The 23,059-nt window shown below is 64.0% G+C and carries 27 protein-coding genes; 13 read left to right on the top strand and 14 right to left on the bottom strand.

Annotated elements, in window-relative coordinates:
* Positions 1–35: 35 nt before the first annotated feature.
* From HB777_01260 to HB777_01235, 6 genes are all read right to left on the bottom strand, one after another.
* Positions 36–446, bottom strand: a complete 411-nt coding sequence (locus HB777_01260; GenBank protein ID QND62669.1) for a GtrA family protein — start codon at positions 444–446, stop codon at positions 36–38.
* A complete protein-coding gene (locus HB777_01255) occupies positions 443–1,264 on the bottom strand; it encodes a ChbG/HpnK family deacetylase (GenBank protein ID QND62668.1) in 822 nt (273 codons plus the stop codon). Before HB777_01255 ends, HB777_01260 begins: the two co-directional genes overlap by 4 nt.
* Positions 1,261–2,250 (bottom strand): glycosyltransferase family 2 protein, encoded by a 990-nt coding sequence (locus tag HB777_01250; protein ID QND62667.1) that lies wholly within the window; start codon positions 2,248–2,250, stop codon positions 1,261–1,263. Before HB777_01250 ends, HB777_01255 begins: the two co-directional genes overlap by 4 nt.
* On the bottom strand, positions 2,243–3,406 hold the full coding sequence (locus HB777_01245) for a DUF2029 domain-containing protein (protein ID QND62666.1): 1,164 nt from the start codon (positions 3,404–3,406) through the stop codon (positions 2,243–2,245). Before HB777_01245 ends, HB777_01250 begins: the two co-directional genes overlap by 8 nt.
* 218 nt (positions 3,407–3,624) lie before the next feature.
* Positions 3,625–4,662, bottom strand: coding sequence for a zinc-binding dehydrogenase (locus HB777_01240; protein QND62665.1), 1,038 nt, complete (start codon positions 4,660–4,662; stop codon positions 3,625–3,627).
* Positions 4,663–4,715: 53 nt separating this feature from the next.
* Complete coding sequence (locus HB777_01235) at positions 4,716–5,957, bottom strand: acyl-CoA dehydrogenase (protein ID QND62664.1); 1,242 nt, start codon at positions 5,955–5,957, stop codon at positions 4,716–4,718.
* A gap of 115 nt (positions 5,958–6,072) precedes the next feature.
* Between HB777_01235 and HB777_01230 the strand changes: the two genes are divergently transcribed.
* The 6 genes from HB777_01230 (at position 6,073) to HB777_01205 (ending at position 10,418) form a co-directional block, all read left to right on the top strand.
* A complete protein-coding gene (locus HB777_01230; protein ID QND62663.1) occupies positions 6,073–6,888 on the top strand; it encodes an SDR family oxidoreductase in 816 nt (271 codons plus the stop codon).
* 45 nt (positions 6,889–6,933) lie between these two features.
* Entirely contained in the window at positions 6,934–7,413 is a 480-nt protein-coding gene (locus HB777_01225; GenBank protein ID QND68607.1) for a MaoC family dehydratase, read from the top strand.
* Complete coding sequence (locus HB777_01220; GenBank protein QND62662.1) at positions 7,410–8,444, top strand: phosphotransferase family protein; 1,035 nt, start codon at positions 7,410–7,412, stop codon at positions 8,442–8,444. Before HB777_01225 ends, HB777_01220 begins: the two co-directional genes overlap by 4 nt.
* Positions 8,444–9,220, top strand: coding sequence for an SDR family oxidoreductase (locus HB777_01215; GenBank protein ID QND62661.1), 777 nt, complete (start codon positions 8,444–8,446; stop codon positions 9,218–9,220). The genes HB777_01220 and HB777_01215 overlap by 1 nt, the downstream gene beginning before the upstream one ends.
* Positions 9,221–9,312: 92 nt before the next feature.
* Positions 9,313–9,957: a TetR/AcrR family transcriptional regulator gene (locus HB777_01210; protein ID QND62660.1), complete on the top strand. Its 645-nt coding sequence runs from the start codon at positions 9,313–9,315 to the stop codon at positions 9,955–9,957.
* A 212-nt stretch (positions 9,958–10,169) separates the two neighbouring features.
* Positions 10,170–10,418, top strand: a complete 249-nt coding sequence (locus tag HB777_01205; GenBank protein ID QND62659.1) for a DUF680 domain-containing protein — start codon at positions 10,170–10,172, stop codon at positions 10,416–10,418.
* Positions 10,419–10,460: 42 nt separating this feature from the next.
* On the opposite strand, the gene HB777_01200 is transcribed toward HB777_01205, so the two are convergent.
* The 8 genes from HB777_01200 to HB777_01165 all read right to left on the bottom strand — a co-directional run bounded on the left by HB777_01200 (position 10,461) and on the right by HB777_01165 (position 18,328).
* Positions 10,461–11,513 (bottom strand): Gfo/Idh/MocA family oxidoreductase, encoded by a 1,053-nt coding sequence (locus HB777_01200; protein QND62658.1) that lies wholly within the window; start codon positions 11,511–11,513, stop codon positions 10,461–10,463.
* 93 nt (positions 11,514–11,606) lie between these two features.
* The gene (locus HB777_01195) at positions 11,607–12,392 is read right to left on the bottom strand and encodes a trehalose utilization protein ThuA (protein QND62657.1); all 786 of its coding nucleotides are present in this window, start codon (positions 12,390–12,392) and stop codon (positions 11,607–11,609) included.
* 76 nt (positions 12,393–12,468) lie between these two features.
* Positions 12,469–12,699: a hypothetical protein gene (locus tag HB777_01190; protein ID QND62656.1), complete on the bottom strand. Its 231-nt coding sequence runs from the start codon at positions 12,697–12,699 to the stop codon at positions 12,469–12,471.
* Positions 12,700–12,758: 59 nt separating this feature from the next.
* Positions 12,759–13,343, bottom strand: a complete 585-nt coding sequence (soxG, locus tag HB777_01185) for a sarcosine oxidase subunit gamma family protein (GenBank protein QND62655.1) — start codon at positions 13,341–13,343, stop codon at positions 12,759–12,761.
* The gene (locus HB777_01180; protein QND62654.1) at positions 13,336–16,329 is read right to left on the bottom strand and encodes a sarcosine oxidase subunit alpha; all 2,994 of its coding nucleotides are present in this window, start codon (positions 16,327–16,329) and stop codon (positions 13,336–13,338) included. Before HB777_01180 ends, soxG begins: the two co-directional genes overlap by 8 nt.
* A complete protein-coding gene (locus HB777_01175; GenBank protein QND62653.1) occupies positions 16,326–16,622 on the bottom strand; it encodes a sarcosine oxidase subunit delta in 297 nt (98 codons plus the stop codon). Before HB777_01175 ends, HB777_01180 begins: the two co-directional genes overlap by 4 nt.
* 12 nt (positions 16,623–16,634) lie before the next feature.
* Positions 16,635–17,075 carry a hypothetical protein gene (locus HB777_01170; GenBank protein ID QND62652.1) on the bottom strand — a complete coding sequence of 147 codons (441 nt, stop codon included), beginning with the start codon at positions 17,073–17,075 and terminating at the stop codon, positions 16,635–16,637.
* Positions 17,075–18,328, bottom strand: a complete 1,254-nt coding sequence (locus HB777_01165) for a sarcosine oxidase subunit beta (protein ID QND62651.1) — start codon at positions 18,326–18,328, stop codon at positions 17,075–17,077. Before HB777_01165 ends, HB777_01170 begins: the two co-directional genes overlap by 1 nt.
* Before the next feature lie 216 nt (positions 18,329–18,544).
* Between HB777_01165 and HB777_01160 the strand changes: the two genes are divergently transcribed.
* From HB777_01160 to HB777_01130, 7 genes are all read left to right on the top strand, one after another.
* Complete coding sequence (locus HB777_01160; GenBank protein QND62650.1) at positions 18,545–18,913, top strand: DUF2568 domain-containing protein; 369 nt, start codon at positions 18,545–18,547, stop codon at positions 18,911–18,913.
* Positions 18,914–19,018: 105 nt separating this feature from the next.
* Positions 19,019–19,777, top strand: a complete 759-nt coding sequence (locus HB777_01155) for an SDR family oxidoreductase (GenBank protein QND62649.1) — start codon at positions 19,019–19,021, stop codon at positions 19,775–19,777.
* Positions 19,778–19,906: 129 nt separating this feature from the next.
* A complete protein-coding gene (locus HB777_01150) occupies positions 19,907–20,293 on the top strand; it encodes an SET domain-containing protein-lysine N-methyltransferase (protein ID QND62648.1) in 387 nt (128 codons plus the stop codon).
* A gap of 179 nt (positions 20,294–20,472) precedes the next feature.
* Positions 20,473–20,751: a 30S ribosomal protein S21 gene (locus HB777_01145; GenBank protein QND62647.1), complete on the top strand. Its 279-nt coding sequence runs from the start codon at positions 20,473–20,475 to the stop codon at positions 20,749–20,751.
* A 141-nt stretch (positions 20,752–20,892) separates the two neighbouring features.
* Positions 20,893–21,735, top strand: coding sequence for a tetratricopeptide repeat protein (locus HB777_01140; protein QND62646.1), 843 nt, complete (start codon positions 20,893–20,895; stop codon positions 21,733–21,735).
* 203 nt (positions 21,736–21,938) lie between these two features.
* Complete coding sequence (locus HB777_01135; protein QND62645.1) at positions 21,939–22,415, top strand: DUF992 domain-containing protein; 477 nt, start codon at positions 21,939–21,941, stop codon at positions 22,413–22,415.
* A gap of 93 nt (positions 22,416–22,508) precedes the next feature.
* Entirely contained in the window at positions 22,509–22,991 is a 483-nt protein-coding gene (locus HB777_01130; GenBank protein QND62644.1) for a DUF992 domain-containing protein, read from the top strand.
* The last annotated feature ends 68 nt before the right edge of the window (positions 22,992–23,059 follow it).

The raw sequence follows: 23,059 nt of genomic DNA, 5'->3' as shown, positions 1-23,059 counted from the left end.
AGACATTCCAGGAAAGTGTGTGGCGGTTTTCCGCGCTACTTCAGCAACCGGCCTTCGATCGACCAGCGCGCGGCAAGGAAATTCAGCACTGCCGCCACCACGACACCGCCGATCTTTGCCGGCCACACCCCGGCGATGCCGGCGAACAGCGCGATCGAAAGGCTGGAGACGCCGAGCGAAATCAGCCCCCCAAGCGAGGCGAAGCGAAGGAACGCGTCACGCAGCCGGATGGCTCGATTGCGCTCGAACGACCAGAAGCCGTTCGCCGCGAACGAGAAGGTGACGGCGATGAACCAGGCAGCGATGTTGGCGGGTAGCGGCAAAACCCCGAGCTTGAGCAGCAGGAAGAAGCTGGCAAGGTCGATGGCTGTGTTGGCAAGTCCGACAATGGCAAAGCGGACGATCTTGTTGCCGGTCGAACGCTGGGGCCGCTCGGCGTCGCTCATCCCCTGCCATCCATGATTGCGACACCGGCGCGGGCCAGACTGGCGCCGAACGCGTCCGATGCCAGGGCCGCGAATTCGACCTCGCGCACGCCTTGCATCGTGTCGCGCGCGCGCAGCGTTTCGTCAACATGGCCAGGGTGGCACATGAACAACCCGCGTTCCGGCAATGCCTCGACGGCGGCCTGCAGCACGGAAGCGAATTTTTCGGGTTGCCGCCAGTCATAGATGCCGGTGAGCGGCTCGAAAAGGGTGAAGCCGGCGCGCTGCATCGACCGGTTGAAGCCGGCAGCCAGCGCCGCAATCGCGGCGATTTTCGGCACCGAGGCGAATTGGCCCGCCAGTGCCGGGGCGCCGCGCAGCGCCGGCCTGTCGCTTCCCGGGCCAAAGCGCGCGCGCAGCCATGTGCGCACGACGGGAAGGAAATGCACATGCTGATGCCCGTCGACGAAATCGGGGCGGCGCTCGAGTGCTTCGACGAAGCGGCTGTACTGGGCGTCGAGCTCGGCATGGATATCGCGATCGTCGATGCGGCCGCGCAGGACAGGCAGTCCCAGCGAGCGGAGCGGCGGCAGCCGGCCTTCCGGCGCCAGGCTCGACCGGCCGGTGACGGCTGGCTGGTCGGTCAAGGTGAGATGCAGCCCGACCGCGACGCGGCCGCATAGAGGTTTTATGCGCGCCGCCTCATCAGCCCATTCCGGAAAGCCGGTCATGCAACTGGTGCCTGTCAACCGCCCACGATCAAGCAGGTCGAGAATCGCAGCGGAAACGCCGGGCGCCAGGCCATAATCGTCGGCGATCAGGCGGATGCGCCGCGTCATCTGTCGGAAGCGCCCGGCTCCGGCCTGTCAGCGGAGACGTCGCTGCGCACGACATCGCGCACGAGATAGACCGGCCGATCCTTGCTCTCGCTGAGCGTGACCCAGACATATTCGCCGATCAGGCCAAGCAGGGTCAGGTTGAGGCCGCCGAGCAGGACGACGGCGACCAGCAGGCTGGGGTAGCCCGGAACTGCAATGCCGTAAAAGATCACCTCGAAGAACACCTTGGCGCCGTAGACCACGCCGGCCAACGCCGCGAGCAACCCGCTCAAGCTGATCAGCCTGAGCGGAATGACGGAGAACGAGGTGAAACCCTCCAGCGAGAAGGCGATCAGGTTGAGCCGGCTCCACTTCGACGTGCCGCTGGCGCGGCCTTCCGGCGAATAGGGCAATGCCTTCTGGCGAAAGCCCGCCCAGGCAAAAAGACCCTTGTTGAAGCGCCGCTTGTCGCGCAGGCTGGTGAGCGCGCGCGCCACAGCGCCGCGCATGACGCGAAAGTCGCCGGCATTTTCGGGAATGTCGAAACGCTGGCTTGAGTTGATCAGGCTGTAGAAAAGCCGGGCCAGCTGGCTGCGCCGCCAGCTCGCCTCGCGGCGGTCGTTCTGCGCATAGACGACGTCGATGTCCGGATGGTCCACCAGCTCGGCGATCAGCTTCAGGCTGATGTCCAGGGAATGCTGGAGGTCGGCGTCCATGATCAGCACCATGTCGCCGCGCGACTGGTCGAGACCAGCGAGCACAGCGACTTCCTTGCCGAAATTGCGGCTGAGGCGGACGATCTCCCACGACCCCGTCAGTGCCTGCGAAAACCGCCCGGCGCCATCGTCACGGCTGCCGTCATCGACCAGGATCTTGTGCACGGTCATGCCGAAGCGCTGTGCCACGGCCGCTTCGAGCTCACCGAGCAGTTTGGCAAATGCCGATGCCGATGGCGCCTCGTTGAAGAACGGCGCGACGATATCGAGGGTCAGCCGCAACTCAGCCATTTGCGACCCCCGCATTCACCACCTTGTCGCGTGCCTTGGCCCAGAACCACCAGATCAGCGTACCGGCAATGAACGTAACTGCGATCGGCCGGAACCAGGGGTAGAGGAAATCGTGCACATGGCGCTCGACACCGCTCAGCCCGGTCAGAAACAACACCGTGGACAGCACCGAGGCGAGGACGCCGCCTCGTTCTTCGCGCCACAACAGCGCGATGGCGAGACCGGCGGGCACCGCAATCATCGCATAGGTGTTGGGCTCGACGCGCGGGTTGAAGACGCACATGTAGAAAGTGGCCGTCAGGAAGATCGCCAGCCCTGCCGGTCCGCGTTCGAGCCTGCGGTCGAACCAGAGCACCGCCGAAAGCGTAAACAGGGCCCCGACCATACGCACGATGGTTGCCCAGAACTCCGGAATGGGCAGCCCCATTCCGGTGAATGGCGCCGTGAAATCGGTGGGCACGAAATGGCTGGTGTTGTCGACGGCCATGGAGGTCAGCATCTGGGCGAAGACACGATACTGATCGTTGAGATAGCCAGCGGGAGCGAAAGCGTAAGGCAGCGCCAGCACGAACAGCACCGCCAACACCAGCACCGGTATCAACCGGAGCCGAAGGGCTCCTACCAACAACAGCATGATAATCGCGGTCGGCTTGGCGATGATGGCAAGCGAGGCCCAGAAGAACGTCTCCGCCCGCCGCCCTTCCAGCGCCGACAATGTGAGAAGCCAGCAGGCGCCGGTCAAAAGGACTGTCGCCTGGCCGTTGCGGATCGCGCCGAGCGCCATCGGCAAAGCGAGGAAAAGGCCGAAAGAAAGCAGCCACATCAATTCGCCACCGCCGAGCTTTCGCACCTGCCGCATCGCGGCGTAGGTCAGCACCGCGAAGCCAAGGGAGTGCCACACCACGCCGCCCAGATGCGGGCCGAGTTTGACGATTGGAATATAGAGCGCTGCAAAGGCCGGCGCGTAGAGATACCCCATCTCGGATTGGGTGTCGTAGAGGGGCAGACCGGCCAGAAGCGCCTCGCTGCCGCCTATATAGGCCTTCCATACCGTCCGCGTGTGCGGCGACCACAGGACCAGGGCAAGAACGACCAGGAACGCTCCGATCCACAGGCAGAACCCCAAACGGTCGAAAACCGGCTTGGAAATCATCATCAAGGCATCCCACACCACCCCGGAACTGGCTCAGTCCAGCATTGTCCCGGCATTCGATGGCGGCGGCATATCACGGACAAAGCGGCGTGGCATAGGGGGCTGAAAGACGCGGCCATCGGCTTGACGATCCGGGCAACGGCCAAATACCGACATTCCTCCCGCTGTCGAAAGCCCTCTGAAGGTGTCGCATCCAAGCTTCCCGCGTCTTTCGAACCGCTCTACGGCCGGATGAACACCTTGCCGTTGGGCTTGGCCAGTTCGGCGGGCAGCCGCGCCATGGCTTCGGCAAGCGGCACCACCGCCGTCACATCGGTCGACCAGCGTCCGTCGGAAAACCGCTTCTGCGCTTCCAGGATCGCCGGGCCGCGACGGTCGCGGAACTGGCGCATCCACTCGCTCAGCCAAAAACCTTCGATATGCTTGTGCTGGAAGATCAGCTGGCCGGGCTCGCGGATAACAGTGGCTTCGGGATCGAGCCGCCCGTAGATGATCCAGCGCGACCGCTTCGGCATGGCGTCGAAGATGGCCGAGGCCAGCGGCCCGGTCACCGCGTCAAGGAAGATGCGCGGCTGTTCGGTCTTCATCACCTCGCGCAAAGCCGTCTTGAAATCCGGCGCCTTTTCATTGAGGACGTGCGCCGCGCCAAGCGCTTTCAGCGCCGCGATCTGATCGTCGCGGCGCACGGTGACGATTGGCCGGAAACCCTCTTCCCTGGCCAGGCCGATGATCAGCTTGCACAGCTGGCTGGCGCCGGCGGTCATGACGAAGGCCTTTTCACCTTCCTGTTTGACGATGTCGAACATGGCGAGCGCGGTGAGCGGGTTGACGATCATCGCCGCGCCATCCTCGTCGCGGACCGTGTCGAGCAGCGGAATGCAGGCCGCAGCTTCGGCGACGGCATAGTCGGCCCATGAGCCCCAGTTGGTGACGCCCGTGGCAAAAGCAATGCGTTTGCCGATCAGGCTTTTGGGATAGGGCTCGTCACCGCAGGCAACGACGATGCCGACGCCCTCGAAACCGGCCGGCTGGCCCTTGATGCGCGGCTGGCCGTACTGGCCCTTGACGAAGGCGACATCGGACGGATTGATCGAGGCGAGGCTGACCTTGATCAGCACCTGCGTCGGTCCGGGTGTCGGCACCGCGATGCTGCCCGGCTCGAGATAGGGCTCCATCGCCTCCAGCACACTGCCGCTGGGCGTCCTGGTGTAGCCGTCGCCGACCAGCAACAGCGCCTTCATTTCGGAGGGGATCGTCATCGGAACACTCCTTGCTTGGACCTGCCGGCGTCGCCGGATGGCGATGCCGGCGCTCAGACCTTTTCCTGCGTGTATTTTCTCAACTCGGTGCGCGCCACCTGACGGCGATGCACGGCGTCAGGCCCGTCGGCAAGGCGCAATGTCCGCAGATGCGTCCATGAACGTGCCAGCGGCGTGTCCTGGCTGATGCCTTGCGCGCCGAACATCTGCACCGCCTCGTCGGTGACCTTGAGCGCGACGCGCGGAGCGATCACCTTGATCTGGCTGATCCAGGGGGCGGCTGCCCGCGCATCGCCCTGGTCGATCATCCACGCCGCCTTGAGGCAGAGCAGGCGGGCCATCTCGATCTCCATGCGGCATTCGGCGATGATGTCGAAATTGGCGCCAAGCTTTGCCAGGGGCTGGCCGAAGGCCTCGCGGCGTACGGAACGCTGGCACAGCATCTCCAGCGCCATCTCGGCCTGGCCGATGGCGCGCATGCAGTGATGGATGCGGCCGGGGCCGAGCCGCCCTTGCGCGATCTCGAACCCCCTGCCCTCGCCGAGGATCAGGTTCGACGCCGGTACACGCACATTGTCGAAGCGAAGGTGCATGTGGCCATGCGGCGCGTCATCGTCGCCATAGACCTGCATGGCCCGCACCTTGGTCACGCCTTTGGTGTCGGAAGGCACCAGGACCATCGAATGGCGGCGGTGCTGCGGCTCTTCATCGCCGCCGGTCCGGACCATCACGATGTAGATGGCGCAGCGTGGATCACCGGCGCCCGATGCCCACCATTTCTCGCCGTTGAGCACATAGTCGTCGCCCTGACGTTCGCAGCGCATGGCAATGTTGGTGGCGTCGGACGAGGCGACATCCGGCTCGGTCATCAGATAGGCCGAGCGGATCTTGCCGTCGAGCAGCGGTTCCAGCCATTCTTTTTTGTGATCGGCCGAGCCGTAGCGTTCCAGCACCTCCATGTTGCCGGTGTCGGGCGCCGAGCAGTTGAAGGCTTCCGCACCGAGATGCGCCTTGCCCATCTCCTCGGCCAGATAGGCGTATTCGACGGTGGAAAGGCCGTAGCCGCGTTCCGAGCCGGTCAGCCAGAAATTCCACAGGCCGCGCTCTCTTGCGGTCTTCTTCAGCCCTTCGAGGATCTCGCTCTGGCGCGCACTATAGACCCAGCGATCGCCTGCCTTGCCCACCTCGCTCAGGAATTCCCGGTCCAGCGGCATGATCTCGCCGCGCACCATGGCGGCGACGCGCGCGTGGATCGGCTTCAGCCGCTCGGTCATGCCGAGATTCATCTCCGTCATTGGTCGCTAACCCTTCATACACGCCAGGCATTTTGTCAGTGGCAAGGATGACCGTACTTCGGATAGCCTTGTCAACGCGAACTGTTTGCCCGCATGCCGAGCGCTGAGGATTGTGATGAGCTATCTGGACGAGCTGTTTTCGGTGGCCGGCAAGACCGCGCTGGTGACGGGTGCCGCGACCGGCATCGGCCGCATGGCGGCGACCGCGCTGGTCAGGGCCGGCGCCAGCGTGATGATCGCATCGCGCAAGGGCGAGGATTGCGTCAAGGTCGCTGCTGAGTTGAACGAACTTGATGCACCGGGCCGGGCCGAAGGCTTTGCCGGCGATGTCTCCAGCGAAGCCGGCATTGCCGCACTCGTCGACGAGGTCAAGGCGCGGACCGGGAAACTGCATATTCTGGTCAACAATGCCGGCGTTTCCTGGGGCGCGCCGCTGGAGAGCTTTCCCTATTCGGCATGGGCGAAAGTGTTCGGCGTCAACGTCACCGCGGTCTTCCATCTGACCCGCGAATTGCTGCCGCTGCTCGATGCCGCCGCCAGCGACGCCGATCCGGCCAGGGTGATCAACCTCGGTTCGGTGATGGGCACCCAGCCGCTGGCCGACGATGCCTATTCCTACACCGCTTCCAAGGCCGCCGTTCACCATCTGACGCGCACACTGGCGCTCGAGTTCGCCGCCCGCCGCATCACCGTCAACGCTTTCGCTCCCGGCCCCTTCCAGAGCCGCATGACGGCGTTTGCCACCGGCACGCAAGAACAGGCCACACATGTCGGCAACCATGTTCCAATCGGTCGTATCGGCGCACCGGATGACATTGCCGGCGCAACGCTCTATTTGTGCAGCCGTGCAGGCAGCTATGTCACCGGCGCCATCCTGCCAATCGACGGCGGACAGTCGGTGCAGCATGGGCTGACGCTGTTCAAGGAATGACATTTTCCGGCCACAGAAGCCGGAGGTGAACTGGAGGACATGAGCGTGGAACCGATCAGTCTCGATGTGCTTCTGGCCAATGTCGGCAAGGAGGTTGGCGTGTCGCCGTGGCGGGTGGTCACGCAACGCATGATCGACCAGTTCGCCGATGCCACCGACGACCACCAGTTCATCCACTGCGATCCGGAGCGGGCGATGCGCGAGACGCCGTTCGGCGGCACCATCGCGCACGGCTTCCTGTCGCTGTCGCTTTTGTCAGCGATGACCTTCGAGACCATGCCGCCGCTGGAAAACGGCAAGATGGGCGTCAACCACGGCTTCGATTCGCTGCGCTTCCTGGCGCCGGTAAAGACCGGCGCGCGCATCCGCACCCGTTTCGTGCTGGCCGACGTCAAGGTCAGGCCGTCGGGCTGGGTGCAGACGGCGCATGACGTGACGATCGAGATCGAGGGTTCGAAGAAACCGGCGCTGACCGCGCGCTGGCTGACGCTGACCTTGATCGAACGCCAGCCCGAGACGGCATGAGCGCTCCGAACGTTCTCGACCAGGCAGCGCTTGCGCCTTACCTCGAGGCGAGCATACCGGGCTTTTCCGGGCTTGCTGCAATCGAAAAATTCAATTCCGGCCAATCCAACCCGACCTATCTTTTGACGGCGGCAAGCGGCCGTTACGTGCTGCGCGCCAAGCCGCCGGGGCAGTTGTTGAAATCGGCGCATCAGGTCGACCGTGAATTCAGAGTGATGGGTGCGCTTGCAGGCACACCTGTGCCTGTGCCTGACATGCTGCATCTGTCGGCGGAGGACTCGCCGATCGGCCGCATGTTCTATGTGATGGATTTCCTCGACGGCCGCATCTTCTGGGATCCGGCGCTGCCGGAGGCCGGCGACAACGAAGAACGCGCGGCGATCTACGACGCCATGAACGACACCCTCGCGGCCCTGCACGATGTCGATGTCGAGGCTGTGGGTCTCGGCGATTTCGGCCGGCCGGGCAATTATTTCGAGCGCCAGCTGGCGCGCTGGACCAGCCAGTACCGCGCTTCGGAGACCGGCACCATCGCCGATATGGATCGGCTGATTGCCTGGCTGGAAACGCATATGCCCGCCGATGACGGCCGCGTCTCGCTGGTGCATGGCGACTACCGGTTGGACAATCTGATCTTCGCGCCGGATCGGCCAAAGGTTCTGGCGGTGCTCGACTGGGAACTGTCGACATCGGGCCACCCCTTCGCCGATATCGCCTATCAGTGCATGCAATGGCGGCTGCCGCACGCGTCGGGTTTTCGCGGCCTGGGCGGTGTCGACCGTTCCGCACTCGGCCTGCCCTCCGAAGCGGACTATGTCGCAGCCTATTGCCGACGGCGCGGGCTCGACGGCATCGGCAACTGGACCTTCTTCCTCGCTTTCTCCTTCTTCCGGCTGGCTGCAATCTGCCAGGGCGTCTTCAAGCGGGCGCTGGACGGCAACGCCTCCAATCCGGAAAAAGCCAGGACCTATGGCGAAGCGGTAAAGCTGCTTTCGCGTCTTGCCGCGAAACTGATCGACAAGGAGGCCTGATGGGCCGCTTTGACGGAGCAACAGTGCTGATCACGGGTGCTGCCGGCGGGCTTGGCCGAGGTGCGGCGAAAGGCTTTGCCGCGGAAGGCGCAAAGCTGGTGCTGTCGGACATCGACGAAAAGGCGCTGGCCGATCTGGCCGGCACGCTGCCGGTCGAAACGGCGATCCTGGCCGGCAACATAGCGGACGAAAGCCTGTCCGAGGATCTGGTCAGGCTGGCGGTCGAGACATTCGGCCGGCTGGATGTCGCCATCAACAATGCCGGCATCGTCCAGAGCTTCGTGCGTCTGCCGCAGGTCGCGTCGGACGAGGCCCGCCGTGTGCTGGAAATCGATCTGCTCGGCGTGTTCTATGCCATGAAGCATCAGATCCCGCAGATGGAACGGCAGTTCAAGGCTACGGCCAAGGGCGGCGCCATCGTCAACATCGCCTCGGTCGCCGGACTGGTCGGCGCGCCAAAACTTTCGGTCTATGCGGCCGCCAAGCATGGCGTCGTCGGGCTGACAAAATCGGCGGCGGCCGAATACGCGACCAAGGGCGTGCGGATCAACGCGATCTGCCCCGCCCACACAAGGACTGCGATGGTGGACGGCTTCGTGCGCGTTTCCGGCGTGCCGGAAGACGAGGCCTTGGCCGAGCTGACGCGTGGCGTGCCGATGAAGCGGGTGGCCGAAGTGGCGGAGGTGATTACGGCGATCCTGTTCGCCGCCGACCCCGCTAATTCCTTCATGACCGGCCATGCCCTGGCCGTCGACGGCGGCGTCGGCGCAATCTGACACCTGCCGTTTGGGAACTTCCCGCGCCCTTGTCCGTTTTCGTACAGCGTATATAATTTAGCCACGCACCAACCCAACGAAGGCACGAGATCTTGCCGCCGAGCGTCCAGACACGCCGCGAGAAACAAAAGGCAGAACAGCGCTCCGAGCTGGTCGCGGCCGCCCACAAGCTCGTCCAGGAAGAAGGCTATGAGGGCCTGACAATCCGCAAGCTGGCCAAGCGGGTCGGCTATGCCCCGATGTCGGTCTATTCCTACTTCGCCGACAAGCAGGACATCCTGTTCGCGCTGGCGGAAGATGCGTTCGAGACGCTTGCCCGGCGCATCGAGAAGCATTCGTCCGACGATCCGATCGAGGCCTTGCAGGCGGTCATGACCGAATATGCCGCCTTCGGGCTCGGCAATCCCAACGAATACCGCACCGTGTTCATGACCGAAAAGACCAAACTGCCGGAAGGCAGAAGCTACGAGGACATGGAAGAGGGTAACCCGGCCATGAAAGCGCTGATCAGCCGGGTCGAGGCCTGCGTCGCCGCCGGCAAGCTGCAGGGCGACCCGCGCGCCATCGCCACCATGCTGTGGGCGGTCGGCCACGGCACGATCTCGTTGCTCATCACCTTTCCGTTCTACCCCTTCGGCGATCCGCAGGCCTTCGTGAAGCGGATGTGCGATTTCACGCTTGCCACGCTCAGCACGCAAAACGTGCCACCGCTGACCGAGACCCCGGTCAACTGCTGAACGCCAGCTCCGTTCATTTCCATATTTCCTCTCCGCCCTTCCCCGCCAAACCGGGACGAATTTCTTGGTTAACAAAAAATTTATCGTACGCGTACGGTTTTGACTTGAACTTCGCGATCAGCGGACGTATCTGTACAGTGTATCGTACATGTACGAGAAAGGTTCACCCGTCGGCACGAATTGAATTCGACCCCGGAAAACGGAGACTGACAATGAAAAAGACACTCCTCACCCTCGCCGCCGTGCTGGCACTTTCGGGCTCGGCCTTTGCCGCCAACACCACCCACCCGGTCAAGCATGCGCCGGTCGCGGCGTGTGTTGACACCAAGACCAATGTGAAGCTCGATTGCGCTTCGACTGGCTCGGTCGAGAAGAAGGGCGCTACGGAAAACACCGCTGAAGGCAAGGGCCCGCGCCTCGGCATCAGCATCAATCCGTGGATTGTGCCGAGCGCATTCTGATATCCGCAGAAATCACGTCTGGCCGGCACAAGCCGGCCAGTTTCAGCCGACCGAGATCGGCAGTTTGGCCGCTGAACTTTCGAAGGCCGCGTCGATCAGCTTCTGCATGTCGGCGGCGCGCCGGAATGACGGATCGCCGTTGCGGCCTGAATCCAGCGCGTCGGCAAAGCGTCGGGCATTGCGCTTGACGCTGGGCAGCGCCAGAGTCTGCCAGCGCTGCAGATCGACATCCGCACCGAGACAAGCCGACAGGTTCGATACCTTGCCGTCGGTCTCGACCTTGATGGCGCCTTTGGTGCCGTGCAGGGCCAGCGATAGATCGTTGGCGTGGCCGGTCGTGTAGCGGCTCGCCACGATGGTGGCGAGCGCTCCGGAATTGAGCCGCGCCGTCATTGCCACGCTGTCATTGGCATCCAGCACATAGTCGCCGATGCGCTCGCCGTCGGCCTTCGGAAACGTCACCAGATCGGCATGCAAGCTGACGATATCCTGATCGGCCCCATAGGTGGCGAAGTCCAGGATATGGATGCCGACATCGCCGAGCACGCCGGTCGAACCATGCCGGCTCGACAGACGCCACAGCCATTTGTCCTCGACCCGCCAATCGCCCCATGATTTGCTGACCAGCCAGCTCTGCCGGTAGCTCGCCTCGACATGGCGCAGTTCGCCGATCTCGCCGGCCTGAACCATGCGCCGTGCCTCCTGGATCGCCGGTGAGTTGCGGTAGGTCAGGTTGACCATGTTGACCACCCCGGCTGCCTCGGCCGCTTCGGTCATAGCAAGCGCATCGGCATGGTTCGGCGCCAGCGGCTTTTCGCAAAACACATGCTTTCCCGCAGCCAACAGGGCCAGCGTCGTCGCCATATGCGCACCATCCGGCGTCGCGTTGATGGCGGCATCGAACTGACCCCAGGCGATCGCCGCTTCCAGGCTTTCGAAGGAAGCGTCGATCTTGCTGACGGCGGCGAACGCCGCCGCACGGCCGGGCACCTGATCGACGCAAGCGACGATGCTGCAGCCCGGGATTTCTGCAAACTCCTCGACATGATGCCCGGCGATGCCGCCGGTGCCGAGCAGAAGAATTCGATGCGTCAACTCAAGCCCCCAATCAACTTAGCCCCCAATCGGCTCAAGCTCCGATCAACTCACGCCCCGATCAACCCAAGTCCCCGATCAACCCAAGCCCGATCAACTCAGGCCCCTGTCGCCGTCGGCATGCAGGCGCAGCCCCTTTTGGACGATTTTCTCCTTGGCCGCTTCCGTCGGAACGTTCGGCGCATTGGTGATGCCGGACCATGCCGGCGCCGGGTTGTGCGCCCAGTGCACGGCGTTTCGCAGCACCTGCTGCACGCCCTCATTGTGATAGATCGGATAGGTCTCGTGGCCGGGCGAGAAATAGAAGATCCTGCCGGCGCCGCGCTGATAGGTCAGCCCTGACCGGAACACCTCGCCGCCCTCGTACCAGGAGACGAACACCGTCTCGAGCGGCTCCGGCACGGCGAAGGGCTCGCCATACATTTCGGTCTCGCCGATCTCCAGGCACTCGCCGATGCCTTGCGCGATCGGGTGACTGCGGTTGATCGCCCAGACGCGCTCGCGTTCGCCAGCCTCGCGCCATTTCAGCGAACAGGGCGTGCCCATCAGCCGTTTGAAAATCTTGGAGTAGTGGCCGGAATGGAGCACGATCAGGCCCATGCCTTCCCACACCCGCTTCTGCACCCGCTCGACGATCTCGTCCTTGACCTCGCCATGCGCCGCGTGGCCCCACCACAAAAGCACGTCGGTGGCCGCCAGACGCTTTTCGCTCAGGCCATGTTCGGGTTCCTGCAAGGTGGCGGTGGTCGCCTCGATACTTTTGCCCTGGTTGAGCGCCGCGGCAATGGTGCCATGCATCCCCAAGGGATAGAGGTCGCGCACGGCGGCATTGGTCTGCTCGTGGACATTCTCGCCCCAAACGATCGCTTTTGTCAGCATTTTCATCTCCCAAAGCGCTTTAAATAGCACGCCCACTGGGATTGAGAAGGTCCGATACGATCTGGTCCGATGGAAATTACGTCTTGCGCTTCTTGCGCCCGGGCACGGTCTTGGCCTTGCCCGGCTTTGCCGGCGCGCCAGGAATGGAGGATCCGGTGATCGACACCGGGTCGCTGGCCGGGAACGTATCCTCGAGGCCTTCCTCGAGTTCCTCTTCGGCGCTCGGCGCCTCGTGCCGCTCATGTTCGAGCGAGCGGACGGCCGATGTCTTTTTGACCGGCGACTTCGGCGCGGAATTCGACGGCATTGGCGTTCTCCCTCGGCGTGCGAATGCAGAACGAGCGTGCCCTGCAAAACGTTCCGAGTTCAGACCGCTGCGTCGCGCGATCCCTCGGACAGGAAAGTAAAAACATAGTCCGAGAAGGAACGCCAGCATTCAACCCGGAAGGCGTCCGCCGCCGTGCGCAGCAGCACGATCTCGGTCTTGCCCAGGATGGTGCGCGACGCCGCGCCGACCGGGAAGGCGTCGAGCGACAGATCCTGTGGGCAACCCGCATTGATCGTCGCCGCTGCACCGGCGCCCGTCACGGATATCGCGATGTTGCGATGCGAGATGCCGACCGCCGAATGCAGCGCGGCAACCCCGGCGCAATCGGCGAGCGGATCATTGCCGGCCTCGTCGATAACAAGCCATTCGTCAGGGCCGAGCCACAAGGCGGTTCGCCCGCCCTTTGAGGCGGATGTCTTCGGCTTTTTCGGCAAGGTCACGCCGAGCGCCTTCGAAAGCGCCGCGACCGAAGCCTCCGGCGCACGCAATGACATGCGCTCGGCCGGCGGCAAGACCTCGACCTTGGCGCCGGCAGCAGTGGTGCCGCGTCCAGCCAGCGCCGGACGGCGTTCCACCGAAGGCGATGCAGCCGGAGCCGTCTTTCTTGCAGCGGCCTTAGCCATTGAGGCGCCCTCCCGTCTCGTCGAAGAACACCATGCCGGTAACCTCCACTTCGATCACCCCGTTCGGCATCGGCACATAGAGCGTGTCGCCCATGCGGTCGCGGCCGCCGGCGACCAGCGCCAGCGCGATCGAGCGGCCGCAATTTTCCGACCAGTAGCTCGAGGTGACATGGCCGATCATCTTCATCGGGATCGCCTGTTTGGGATCCTCAACGATCTGCGCGCCTTCTTCCAGCACCACCTTGGGATCCTTGGTCTTGAGGCCGACCAGCTGCTTGCGGCCCTTGGCGACCAGATCCGGCCGCGCCATGCCGCGGATGCCGACGAAATCGGTCTTCTTCTTGCCGACCGCCCAGTCGAGACCGGCATCGTTCGGCGTCACCGTGCCGTCGGTGTCCTGGCCGACGATGATGTAGCCCTTTTCGGCGCGCAACACGTGCATGGCCTCGGTGCCGTAGGCGGCAGCGCCATGCTTCTGCCCTTCAGCCCATAGCGCTTCCCAGACGGCTTGGCCGTAATCGGCCGGCACGTTGACCTCGAAGCCGCGCTCGCCGGTGAACGACATGCGGAACAGCCTGGTCGGCACGCCGCAGATCTTGCCTTCGCGCACCGACATATGCGGCAGCGCCTCGTCCGACATGTCGATGCCTTCGACCAGCGGCGCGATGATGTCACGCGACTTGGGGCCTTGCACGGCGATGACAGCCCACTGCTCGGTGATCGAGGTCAGCCAGACATTGAGATGCGGGAACTCGGTCTGGAGATAGTCCTCCATGTGGTTCATGACGCGCGGCGCACCGCCGGTCGTCGTCGTCACATGGAAACGGTCCGGCGCCAACCTGCCGACGACACCGTCATCATAGATGAAACCGTCCTCGCGCAGCATGATGCCATAGCGGCAGCGGCCCGGCTCCAGCTTCTCCCACGGATTGGTGTAAAGCAGCTCCATGAATTTCGCTGCGTCAGGACCGACCACTTCGATCTTGCCCAGCGTCGAGGCATCGAACAGACCCGCCGCCTTGCGCACCGCGACGCATTCGCGGTCGACCGCAGCGTGCATGTCTTCCCCCGCCTTGGGGAAATACCAGGCGCGCTTCCACTGGCCGACATCCTCGAACACCGCTCCTTGCGCCTCGGCCCAGGGATGGATCGCCGTTTTGCGCGTCGGGTCGAACAGCGGACCGCGCGCATGGCTGACGATCGCGCCGAAGGTCACCGGCGTATAGGGCGCCCGGAACGTGGTCAGGCCGACCTCCGGGATCTGCTTGCCCAGCGTCTCGGCGGCAATCGCCAGGCCGTGCATGTTGGAGGTCTTGCCCTGATCGGTCGCCATGCCGTTGGTCGTGAAGCGCTTGACGTGCTCGATCGAGCGCATGCCTTCATGCACCGCCTGGCGGATGTCCTTGGCGGTGACGTCGTTCTGGAAATCGACGAAGGCTTTCACCGTCGTGTCCGGCCCGGCGCCGGGGGCAGCGCCCAGCATGCCGCGCGACCAGCTCTCGGAGGCGTCGACCTTCGGCTTTGTACCCTTGGCGGTTTTGGCACCCGCATCCTTGGCCGCCTTGGCGCCGGCCGCATAGGCCTCGTCGACCGTCGCCGACAGCCCGTCGGTGCCGTTGCAGGCGCCGACAGAGACGCAATCCTGCGCATAGGTGCCGGGCACGAAGCGCTTGGTCTCGTCGTTGAAGGCAACCTTGCCGCGCGACTGCGAGAACAGATGCACCGACGGCGTCCAGCCGGCCGACATCAGGATCGCATCGACCGGGATGGTGCGTTCGCCGCCGCCATTCTTCGGCTGCACCGTCATCGAGGAAACGCGGAGCTTACCGCCGGCACGGATGACCGCGCGGCCGAAATTGACCTCGATGCCGAGCGCCCTCGCCTCGTCGATCACCGGTCCGGTCGGATTGTCGCGCAGATCGACGATCGCCGCCACATTGACGCCGGCCTTCTTCAGGTCGATCGCCGCCGCATAGGCAGAATCATTGGCGGTGTAGACGCCGACATTTTTGCCGACCGCGACGCCATAGTGGTTGAGATAGGTGCGCGCCGCACCCGCCAGCATGATGCCCGGCCGATCATTGTCCGCGAACACCATGTGGCGCTCGATGGCGCCGGAGGCCAGCACCACGCGCTTGGCCCTCACCTGCCACAGCCGTTCGCGCGCCAGGTCGTGGCCGGGGGCCTTCAGATGATCGCTGACACGCTCGACCAGCCCGACGAAATTCTGCGCGTAATAACCAAAGGCGGTCGTGCGCGAGAGCACGCGGACATTGTCCATCCCGCTCAGCTTCGCAATCGCACCTTGAGCCCAGGTAAAACCGTCCTGGCCGTCGATCTTCGCACCAGTTTCGAAACGCAGGCTGCCGCCGAACTCGGCCTGCTCGTCGGCGAGGATGACCCGCACGCCGGTTTCAGCCGCCGCCAATGCTGCCGCGATGCCGGCGGCACCGCCACCCAGCACCAGCACGTCGCAATGCGCATAGCGCGACGAATAATGGTCCGGATCCGGCTGGTCCGGGGAAACACCAAGGCCGGCCGCGGCGCGGATCTTGGGTTCGTAGAGGCTCTTCCACGCCGCCTTCGGCCACATGAAGGTCTTGTAGTAGAAACCGGCCGAAAACAGCGGCGAGGCGATGTCGTTGACCGCACCGACGTCGAAAGACAGCGACGGCCAGCGGTTCTGCGACTGCGCGTCAAGCCCGTCATAGAGTTCCTGCACCGTGGCCCGCACGTTCGGCGTCTTGCGCGCCGCGTCGCGCTTGATCTCGACCAGCGCGTTAGGCTCCTCGGCGCCCGCCGACAAGATGCCACGCGGACGGTGATACTTGAACGAGCGGCCGACCAGATGGACGCCATTGGCAAGCAGCGCCGAGGCCAGCGTGTCGCCCTCGATGCCAGCATAGGACTGGCCGTCGAAGCTGAAGCGCGCGGTCTTGGCTTGGCTGAAGCGGCCGACGCCGGGAATGCGGAACGCGCCGCTCATTTGGCAACTCCCGGGAGCTTCGACGGCTTCGGCTCGCCGGCCTTGTAGGTCATGACGAACTTGTCGGTGACGGTGTCGCGCACGGCGTTGAAGAAGCGGGCGCAGCCATGCATGTGCCGCCAGCGCTCATAAATGATGCCCTTGGGGTTGGAGCGGATGAAGAAGAACTTCTCGAAATCGTCGTCGCTCTCGCCAGCCATGTTGGCCGAGCGCGCAATATGCGCCTCGCCCGCGTTGCGGAATTCGAGTTCCGGGCGCTCTTCCTCGCAATAGGGGCAGCGGATGAGAAGCATTTTGGTTCGTTCCTACAATTCGCCGTGGCCGACGCGGGCGCCCGCCGGTTGATCGCAAAGCTTCTGTCCCAGCGTCGCGAACGGCGCGACGAGCCGGATGCGCTCTTCCACGCTTGCGGCCGGGCGAAAGAGGTCCCGATACGCCATGTTGCCGAGGGTAAGCTGCATCGGATCGGTGGTGACGATGACTTGACGTGGCTGGAATGTCTCGTCCTCGCCGAAATCGGAAGGCTCTTTCTCCAGGAATATGACCACCCTCTGACCGCCGCTCCAGACGCAAGCCAGCGTGCCCTCGTCTACCGAAAACGGCCAGCTGGCCTCGTTCCCGGCACGGCTGATCGGCTGCGTGCGCACTTCGTCCGCCGACGGAAAATGGAACATGCCCCGTTCCCCCGCCAGCACTTGTTCCCCCGCCAGCATCAGCGGCATCGCGACAGCCATCTGCGCCATCATCAGTGCGCCACCGCCGCCGCCGCCGCCTCGTCGATGAGCCGGCCGGTGCGGAAGCGCTCGATGGTGAAGGGCGCGTTGATCGGATGCGGATCGTCTTTGGCAATCGTATGGGCAAAGACATGGCCCGAGCCCGGCGTCGCCTTGAAGCCGCCCGTGCCCCAGCCGCAATTGACATAGAGGCCGGGCACCGGCGTCTTGGCCAGGATCGGCGAGCGGTCCGGCGTGACGTCGACGATGCCACCCCACGAACGCAGCATCTTCATGCGCGTGAAGATCGGGAACATCTCGCAGATGGCGTCGAGCGTATGCTGCAATATGTGCAGGCCGCCGGTCTGCGAATAGGAGACATATTGGTCGGTGCCGGCGCCGATCACCAGCTCGCCCTTGTCGGACTGCGAGATATAGGCGTGCACCGTGTTCGACATCACCACGCAGGGAACCACCGGCTTGACCGGCTCCGACACCAGCGCCTGCAGCGGATAGCTTTCCAGCGGCATGCGCACGCCGGCCATGTTCATGATGACCGAGGAATGGCCGGCGGCAACCACACCGACCTTCTTGGCGCCGATGAAGCCGCGCGTCGTGTCGACGCCCATGACCGCACCATTGGCGGCCCGCTTGACGCCGGTGACCTCGCAATTCTGGATGATGTGCACGCCGCGCGCCGAGGCGCCGCGTGCGTAGCCCCAGGCAACCGCATCGTGGCGCGCCGTACCGCCGCGGCGCTGCAAGGCAGCGCCGACGACCGGATAGCGGGCATCCTTGGAGGTGTTGAGCGGCGGGCAGAATTCCTTCGCCTGCTCCGGCGTCAGCCACTCATTGTCGATGCCGTTCAGCCGGTTGGCGTGCACGTGGCGCTTCAGCACCTGGACGTCGTGCACATTGTGAGCGAGCATCATGACGCCCCGCGCCGAATACATGACGTTGTAGTTGAGCTCCTGGCTGAGCCCATCCCACAGCTTCAGCGCGTGGTCGTAGATGCCGGCGCTCTCGTCATAGAGATAGTTGGAACGGATGATGGTGGTGTTGCGGCCGGTGTTGCCGCCGCCAAGCCAGCCCTTTTCGAGCACCGCGACATTGGTGATGCCGTGCACCGTGGCAAGATAATAGGCGGTGGCCAGGCCATGGCCGCCGGCGCCGACGATGATGACGTCGTATTCCTTCTTCGGCTCAGGCGAGGACCATTGTTCCTCCCAGCCCTTGTGGCCGCGCATGGCCTCGCGGGCGATGGCGAATACCGAATATTTCTTCAACGTTCCAGCCTCTCGCCAAAAGGTCTCGCGAATAGCGGCCGGGCATTCATTCGGTCCCGGCGCGCGAGGTGTATCACTAGCGAAACCGGGCTTCCACCCTTGCGCTGTTTGCGACGGCGCTTGCCGTTTTGCGCCACGACGAAAAAGACGCATGCGATCTGGCTGCCATGGCTGCGTTCAGTCACACTGCCTGCCGCGAGACTCGGGAGGACGAATATGGGCAACGCCTGGTGGAATATGACGTTGCGCTTCCTGCTGGAGCTTGCCGCCTTGCTTGGCCTCGGCATTGCCGGCTGGAGTCTCTCCGACGGATGGGGGCGCTGGCTCCTCGCGCTGGCCTTGCCGCTCATTGCGGCCGTACTGTGGGGGACCTTCGCGGTACTCAATGACCCAAGCCGGTCGGGCCGCGCACCGGTGCCTGTGCCCGGCGTGGTGCGGCTGGTGCTCGAACTGGTCATCCTGTTCGGCGGTGCGGCTGGGTTCTATGGGGCCGGTTACACGACTACGGGCATCATCGTCGCCCTGCTGATTGCCATCAGCTATGCGTTCTCGATGGACCGACTCGGCTGGCTGTTGAGGCAATAGCTCAGGGCGACGCGGCCTTCGCAGGTATCGGGTGGCTCCGACCCGCCCCATTTGCGACCAAGCATCCAATTGCCGGCGCAGCTGGCGCAAAAAAGGATGCAAAAAATGTTCGCACTCGCCAACAAGGTCGCCATCGTCACCGGCGCCAGTTCCGGCATAGGCCGCGCCACTGCAAAACTCTTTGCCGAGGAAGGCGCCAGGGTCATCGTTGCCGCCCGCCGCCAGGCCGAGCTCGATGCGCTTGTCGCAGAGATCGCGGACACCGACCGCACGGCAGTCGCGCTTGCCGGCGATGTCAGGGACGAAGCCTATGCAAAGGCCCTTGTCGATCTGGCGGTCGAAAAGTTCGGTGGACTCGACGTCGCCTTCAACAATGCCGGCGCCGTCGGCCTGATGGGTCCGATCCCGGAGATGGTGCCGAAGACATGGCACGAGACGATGGACACCAACCTGACCAGCGCCTTTCTCTGCGCCAAGCACCAGATACCGGCCATGCTAGACCGTGGCGGCGGCTCGCTGATCTTCACGTCGAGCTTTGTCGGCTACACAGCCGGCATGCCCGGCATGGCCGCCTACGCCGCGGCCAAGGCCGGCCTGATCGGCCTGACGCAGGTGCTGGCCGCCGAATACGGGCCGCAAGGCCTGCGCGTCAACGCGCTGTTGCCCGGCGGCACCGACACGCCCGGCGCGACGACGACCACGCCCGAAGCCCGCGCCTTCGTCGAAGGCATCCATGCCTTGAAGCGCATGGCGCAGCCGGAGGAGATTGCTCGTTCGGCGCTTTATCTCGCCTCCGACGCCTCGAGCTTCACCACAGGAACGGCGCTGCTGGCCGATGGCGGCGTGTCGATCAACCGGACGTGATGGATTTTTCGCGGCGAACGGGCATGTTCATAGCCGGCAGGCAGCCGGCCGGTCTTGCTTTTTCGCCGCGATTTGGCGATGCCGTTTGCTGTCGAAACGGGTCTTCTTGTCAAAACCGGTCCTGCAAACATGATGCTGATCAGAACCTATGTGGCTGCGAGCGCGATCGAGGGCGTTGGCGTGTTTGCCGCCGAGCCTATCAGGAAAGGCGCTTCGATCTGGCGGCTCGATCCGGATTTCGATCGGCTGATCCCGATGGACAAATACGAGGCAGCCCCCTCGCATCTCAGGGAACTGCTCGACCGCTATGCCTATCCGAGCCCGGACCGGCCGGGTTTCATGGTCTATGAAGTCGACAATGGGCGCTTCATGAACCATGCCGGCAACCCGAACACGGATTTTTCGCAGTATGGCGGAGCCACCGCGACCCGCGACATCGCCGCCGGCGAGGAGATCACCTGCGACTACGGCGAGTTCTTCGAGGATTTCGAGCGGCTTCACCTCGCCACGGCCTAGTCGGCTCCCTGATCTCCAGACAAACCGACTGCGGTTTGGCCCTCCAAGTGCATTTCGGCTGTGGACAGCGCGGCATGATTCTGCTATCAGCCGCCCCAATTCGTGGTGTAAACCGCCGCGGAGGCTAGTGGCTATGGCCGCTTGCCTGTTGATATCAAACCCGAAAGACAGGATTGCCCGTGCAGGTACTCGTCCGCGACAATAACGTTGATCAGGCGCTTCGCGCTCTCAAGAAGAAGATGCAGCGCGAAGGCATTTTCCGCGAAATGAAGATGCGCGGTCACTACGAGAAGCCGTCCGAGAAGCGCGCCCGTGAAAAGGCTGAAGCCGTCCGCCGCGCCCGCAAGCTTGCCCGCAAGCGCGCCCAGCGCGAAGGCCTGCTGCCGATGACGCCGCGCCCGGTTGCCGCTGGCGCCGCCGGTGGTCCTGGTGGCGCTCCGCGTCCGCCGCGGTTCTAACGCCAATTTTTCGTCCTTTTCGAAGGATATCAGAGGTGGCGCGATGCGGAATCGCCGCCACCTTTTTGTTTTGATTGTGACCCGGCCCGGAGGGGGGAACCGGACCTGATCGACGCGGCTTGAAGTGAGGACAGGGCAGACATGAACGCAACAAGCGTGGAGCGCGGGACCGCATTGCGTGGTTTCGCCCTGACAGCGGCTCTGCTCTCCGGACTGGCGCTTGCCGGTTGCCAAACGGCCGGCCCGACCGGTGAATTCAACAACATCGACAAGGCGCAAGGGTCGAGCGAGAACATCTCCTCGCTGTCGGCGGTCATCCAGCGCAATCCCCAGGATCCCGAAGGCTACAATGTGCGCGGCTCGGCCTATGGCCGTGGCGGCCAGTACCAGGCAGCGCTCAAGGACTTCAATCAGGCCATCCAGCTCAACCCGAATTTCTTCCAGGCCTATTCGAACCGCGCGCTCATCCAGCGCTTCCTCGGCAATCAGACGGCCGCGCTCGAGGACTACAACCGTTCGATCCAGATCAATTCAAATTATGACGCCGCCTATATCGGCCGTGGCAATCTCTACCGGAAGGCAGGCCGCACCCAGGACGCCTTCAACGACTTCCAGAAGGCGATCCAGCTCGACACCACCGACGCGCGCGCCTACCACAATCGTGGCTTGATCTATCAGAGCCAGGGCCAGCACAAGTTCGCTATCGAGGACTTCTCGACGGCCATCTCGCTGGCGCCGGACGCCGCCGAGCCCTACAACGGCCGTGGTCTCTCCTATCTGGCGACCAACGACGAAGACAACGCCTTCTCCGACTTCAACATGGCGATCAAGCTCGACGGCAAGAATGCCGAGGCCTGGGCCAACCAGGCGCTGATCTACGAGCGGCGCGGCGACAAGGCCAAGGCAGCGAAATCCTATAAGGAAGCCGTTCGCCTCGACCCGACCTACCAGCCTGCCAAGGACGGCCTAGCCCGCGTCAGCTGACATCGACTTCAGCAGGCTACGTGCGCATCAGGTGCCGCAGCGTCCGAAAGGACGCGCGGCGCGCTTCACCTCGTCAATCCGGCAACCGCGCATTAACCCCGGCAGCAGGCTGTTGGCCCCTGCCTTGATCGCGCCAAGTTTTCAGCGGAACGGTCTGCCCATCCAATCCGTTGTTAAGAAGTGATTTGCGAAAGGACCCTCCCATGATCAAGAAACTCGCCTGCGCCGCTGCCCTCGCCACGACAGTCTTCGCTGCTGCCCCGGCCAGCGCCGGCAAGCTGCAGCTCGGCACGCTCGACTGCACCATCGACGGCGGCACCGCCTACATCGTCGCCTCCAACAAGGGCGTGTCCTGCACCTTCCGTCCCCACCATCACGGACCGTCGGAGACTTACACGGGCGTCATCTCCAAGATCGGCCTCGATGTCGGCCAGACGCATCAGGGCCAGTTGGTCTGGGCCGTGCTGGCCGCGACCCGCGATCGTGACGGTGGCGATCTCGCCGGCAGCTATTACGGCGTCAACGCCGAGGCGAGCGTCGTGACCGGCGGCGGCGCCAACCTGCTGGTTGGTGGCCTGGACAGCGCCTTCATGCTCGAACCGCTCAGCGTCCAGGCACAGACCGGCGTCAACCTTGCCGTGGCTGTGACCTCGCTCCAGCTGATCCACTCGTTCAAGTAAATTGCATGGAGCCATGCGCTCCATCCCCCCTCACCCCGCGGCGCGGAACCAGATAGGATGGTTCCGCGCCGTTTGATTTTGAGGGGGACCGCCATGCCGAAGACAGCCTTTGCCGCTGCCATATTCGCCACCGTGCTTGCCGGGACGGCGCATGCGCAGGACAAAGGCATCGAACTCGGCGTGCTTGATTGCGCCATCGGAGGCGGCACCGGCTTCATTTTCGGCTCGAGCAAGGATCTGAGCTGCACCTTCAACCCCGCCGACAAGAGCTTCGCGCCGGAAGCCTATTTCGGCGCCGTCAACAAATACGGCCTCGACATCGGCACGACGAAGCAGACGGTCATGCAGTGGATCGTGCTGACGCCGCTGAAGAACATCTATGCGCCGGGCGCGCTGGCCGGCGACTATATCGGCGCCAGCGCCGAGGTGACGGCGGCCGTCGGCGCCGGCGCCAATCTGTTGGTCGGCGGCTCCTCGCAGGCCTTCACCTTGCAGCCACTCAGTCTGCAGACGCAGACCGGCATGAACCTCGCGATCGGCGTCAGCCAGTTCCAGTTGCGCAGCACCGAGAACTGATGCTGCAGCAAAGGCTGCCGATCGAAAAGACGGCCGCGCGAACGATCCTCAAGAAACCGCTTGAACTC

Origin of the sequence: Mesorhizobium loti (genome assembly GCA_014189435.1) — a bacterium.
Classification (GTDB): Bacteria; Pseudomonadota; Alphaproteobacteria; order Rhizobiales; family Rhizobiaceae; genus Mesorhizobium; species Mesorhizobium loti_G.
This window is presented reverse-complemented; position numbering and strand designations above follow the sequence as displayed.

What these genes read in the sequence shown, in the direction of transcription:
- HB777_01255 (QND62668.1), bottom strand. Translation starts at nt 1,264, where the DNA reads ATGACGCGGCGCATCCGCCTGATCGCCGACGATTATGGCCTGGCGCCC.
- HB777_01135 (QND62645.1), top strand. Translation starts at nt 21,939, where the DNA reads ATGATCAAGAAACTCGCCTGCGCCGCTGCCCTCGCCACGACAGTCTTC.
- HB777_01205 (QND62659.1), top strand. Translation starts at nt 10,170, where the DNA reads ATGAAAAAGACACTCCTCACCCTCGCCGCCGTGCTGGCACTTTCGGGC.
- HB777_01260 (QND62669.1), bottom strand. Translation starts at nt 446, where the DNA reads ATGAGCGACGCCGAGCGGCCCCAGCGTTCGACCGGCAACAAGATCGTC.
- HB777_01230 (QND62663.1), top strand. Translation starts at nt 6,073, where the DNA reads ATGAGCTATCTGGACGAGCTGTTTTCGGTGGCCGGCAAGACCGCGCTG.
- HB777_01250 (QND62667.1), bottom strand. Translation starts at nt 2,250, where the DNA reads ATGGCTGAGTTGCGGCTGACCCTCGATATCGTCGCGCCGTTCTTCAAC.
- HB777_01170 (QND62652.1), bottom strand. Translation starts at nt 17,075, where the DNA reads ATGATGGCGCAGATGGCTGTCGCGATGCCGCTGATGCTGGCGGGGGAA.
- HB777_01195 (QND62657.1), bottom strand. Translation starts at nt 12,392, where the DNA reads ATGCTGACAAAAGCGATCGTTTGGGGCGAGAATGTCCACGAGCAGACC.
- HB777_01220 (QND62662.1), top strand. Translation starts at nt 7,410, where the DNA reads ATGAGCGCTCCGAACGTTCTCGACCAGGCAGCGCTTGCGCCTTACCTC.
- HB777_01235 (QND62664.1), bottom strand. Translation starts at nt 5,957, where the DNA reads ATGACGGAGATGAATCTCGGCATGACCGAGCGGCTGAAGCCGATCCAC.
- HB777_01190 (QND62656.1), bottom strand. Translation starts at nt 12,699, where the DNA reads ATGCCGTCGAATTCCGCGCCGAAGTCGCCGGTCAAAAAGACATCGGCC.
- HB777_01140 (QND62646.1), top strand. Translation starts at nt 20,893, where the DNA reads ATGAACGCAACAAGCGTGGAGCGCGGGACCGCATTGCGTGGTTTCGCC.
- HB777_01240 (QND62665.1), bottom strand. Translation starts at nt 4,662, where the DNA reads ATGACGATCCCCTCCGAAATGAAGGCGCTGTTGCTGGTCGGCGACGGC.
- HB777_01155 (QND62649.1), top strand. Translation starts at nt 19,019, where the DNA reads ATGTTCGCACTCGCCAACAAGGTCGCCATCGTCACCGGCGCCAGTTCC.
- HB777_01130 (QND62644.1), top strand. Translation starts at nt 22,509, where the DNA reads ATGCCGAAGACAGCCTTTGCCGCTGCCATATTCGCCACCGTGCTTGCC.
- HB777_01160 (QND62650.1), top strand. Translation starts at nt 18,545, where the DNA reads ATGGGCAACGCCTGGTGGAATATGACGTTGCGCTTCCTGCTGGAGCTT.
- soxG (QND62655.1), bottom strand. Translation starts at nt 13,343, where the DNA reads ATGGCTAAGGCCGCTGCAAGAAAGACGGCTCCGGCTGCATCGCCTTCG.
- HB777_01150 (QND62648.1), top strand. Translation starts at nt 19,907, where the DNA reads ATGATGCTGATCAGAACCTATGTGGCTGCGAGCGCGATCGAGGGCGTT.
- HB777_01180 (QND62654.1), bottom strand. Translation starts at nt 16,329, where the DNA reads ATGAGCGGCGCGTTCCGCATTCCCGGCGTCGGCCGCTTCAGCCAAGCC.
- HB777_01215 (QND62661.1), top strand. Translation starts at nt 8,444, where the DNA reads ATGGGCCGCTTTGACGGAGCAACAGTGCTGATCACGGGTGCTGCCGGC.
- HB777_01245 (QND62666.1), bottom strand. Translation starts at nt 3,406, where the DNA reads ATGATGATTTCCAAGCCGGTTTTCGACCGTTTGGGGTTCTGCCTGTGG.
- HB777_01175 (QND62653.1), bottom strand. Translation starts at nt 16,622, where the DNA reads ATGCTTCTCATCCGCTGCCCCTATTGCGAGGAAGAGCGCCCGGAACTC.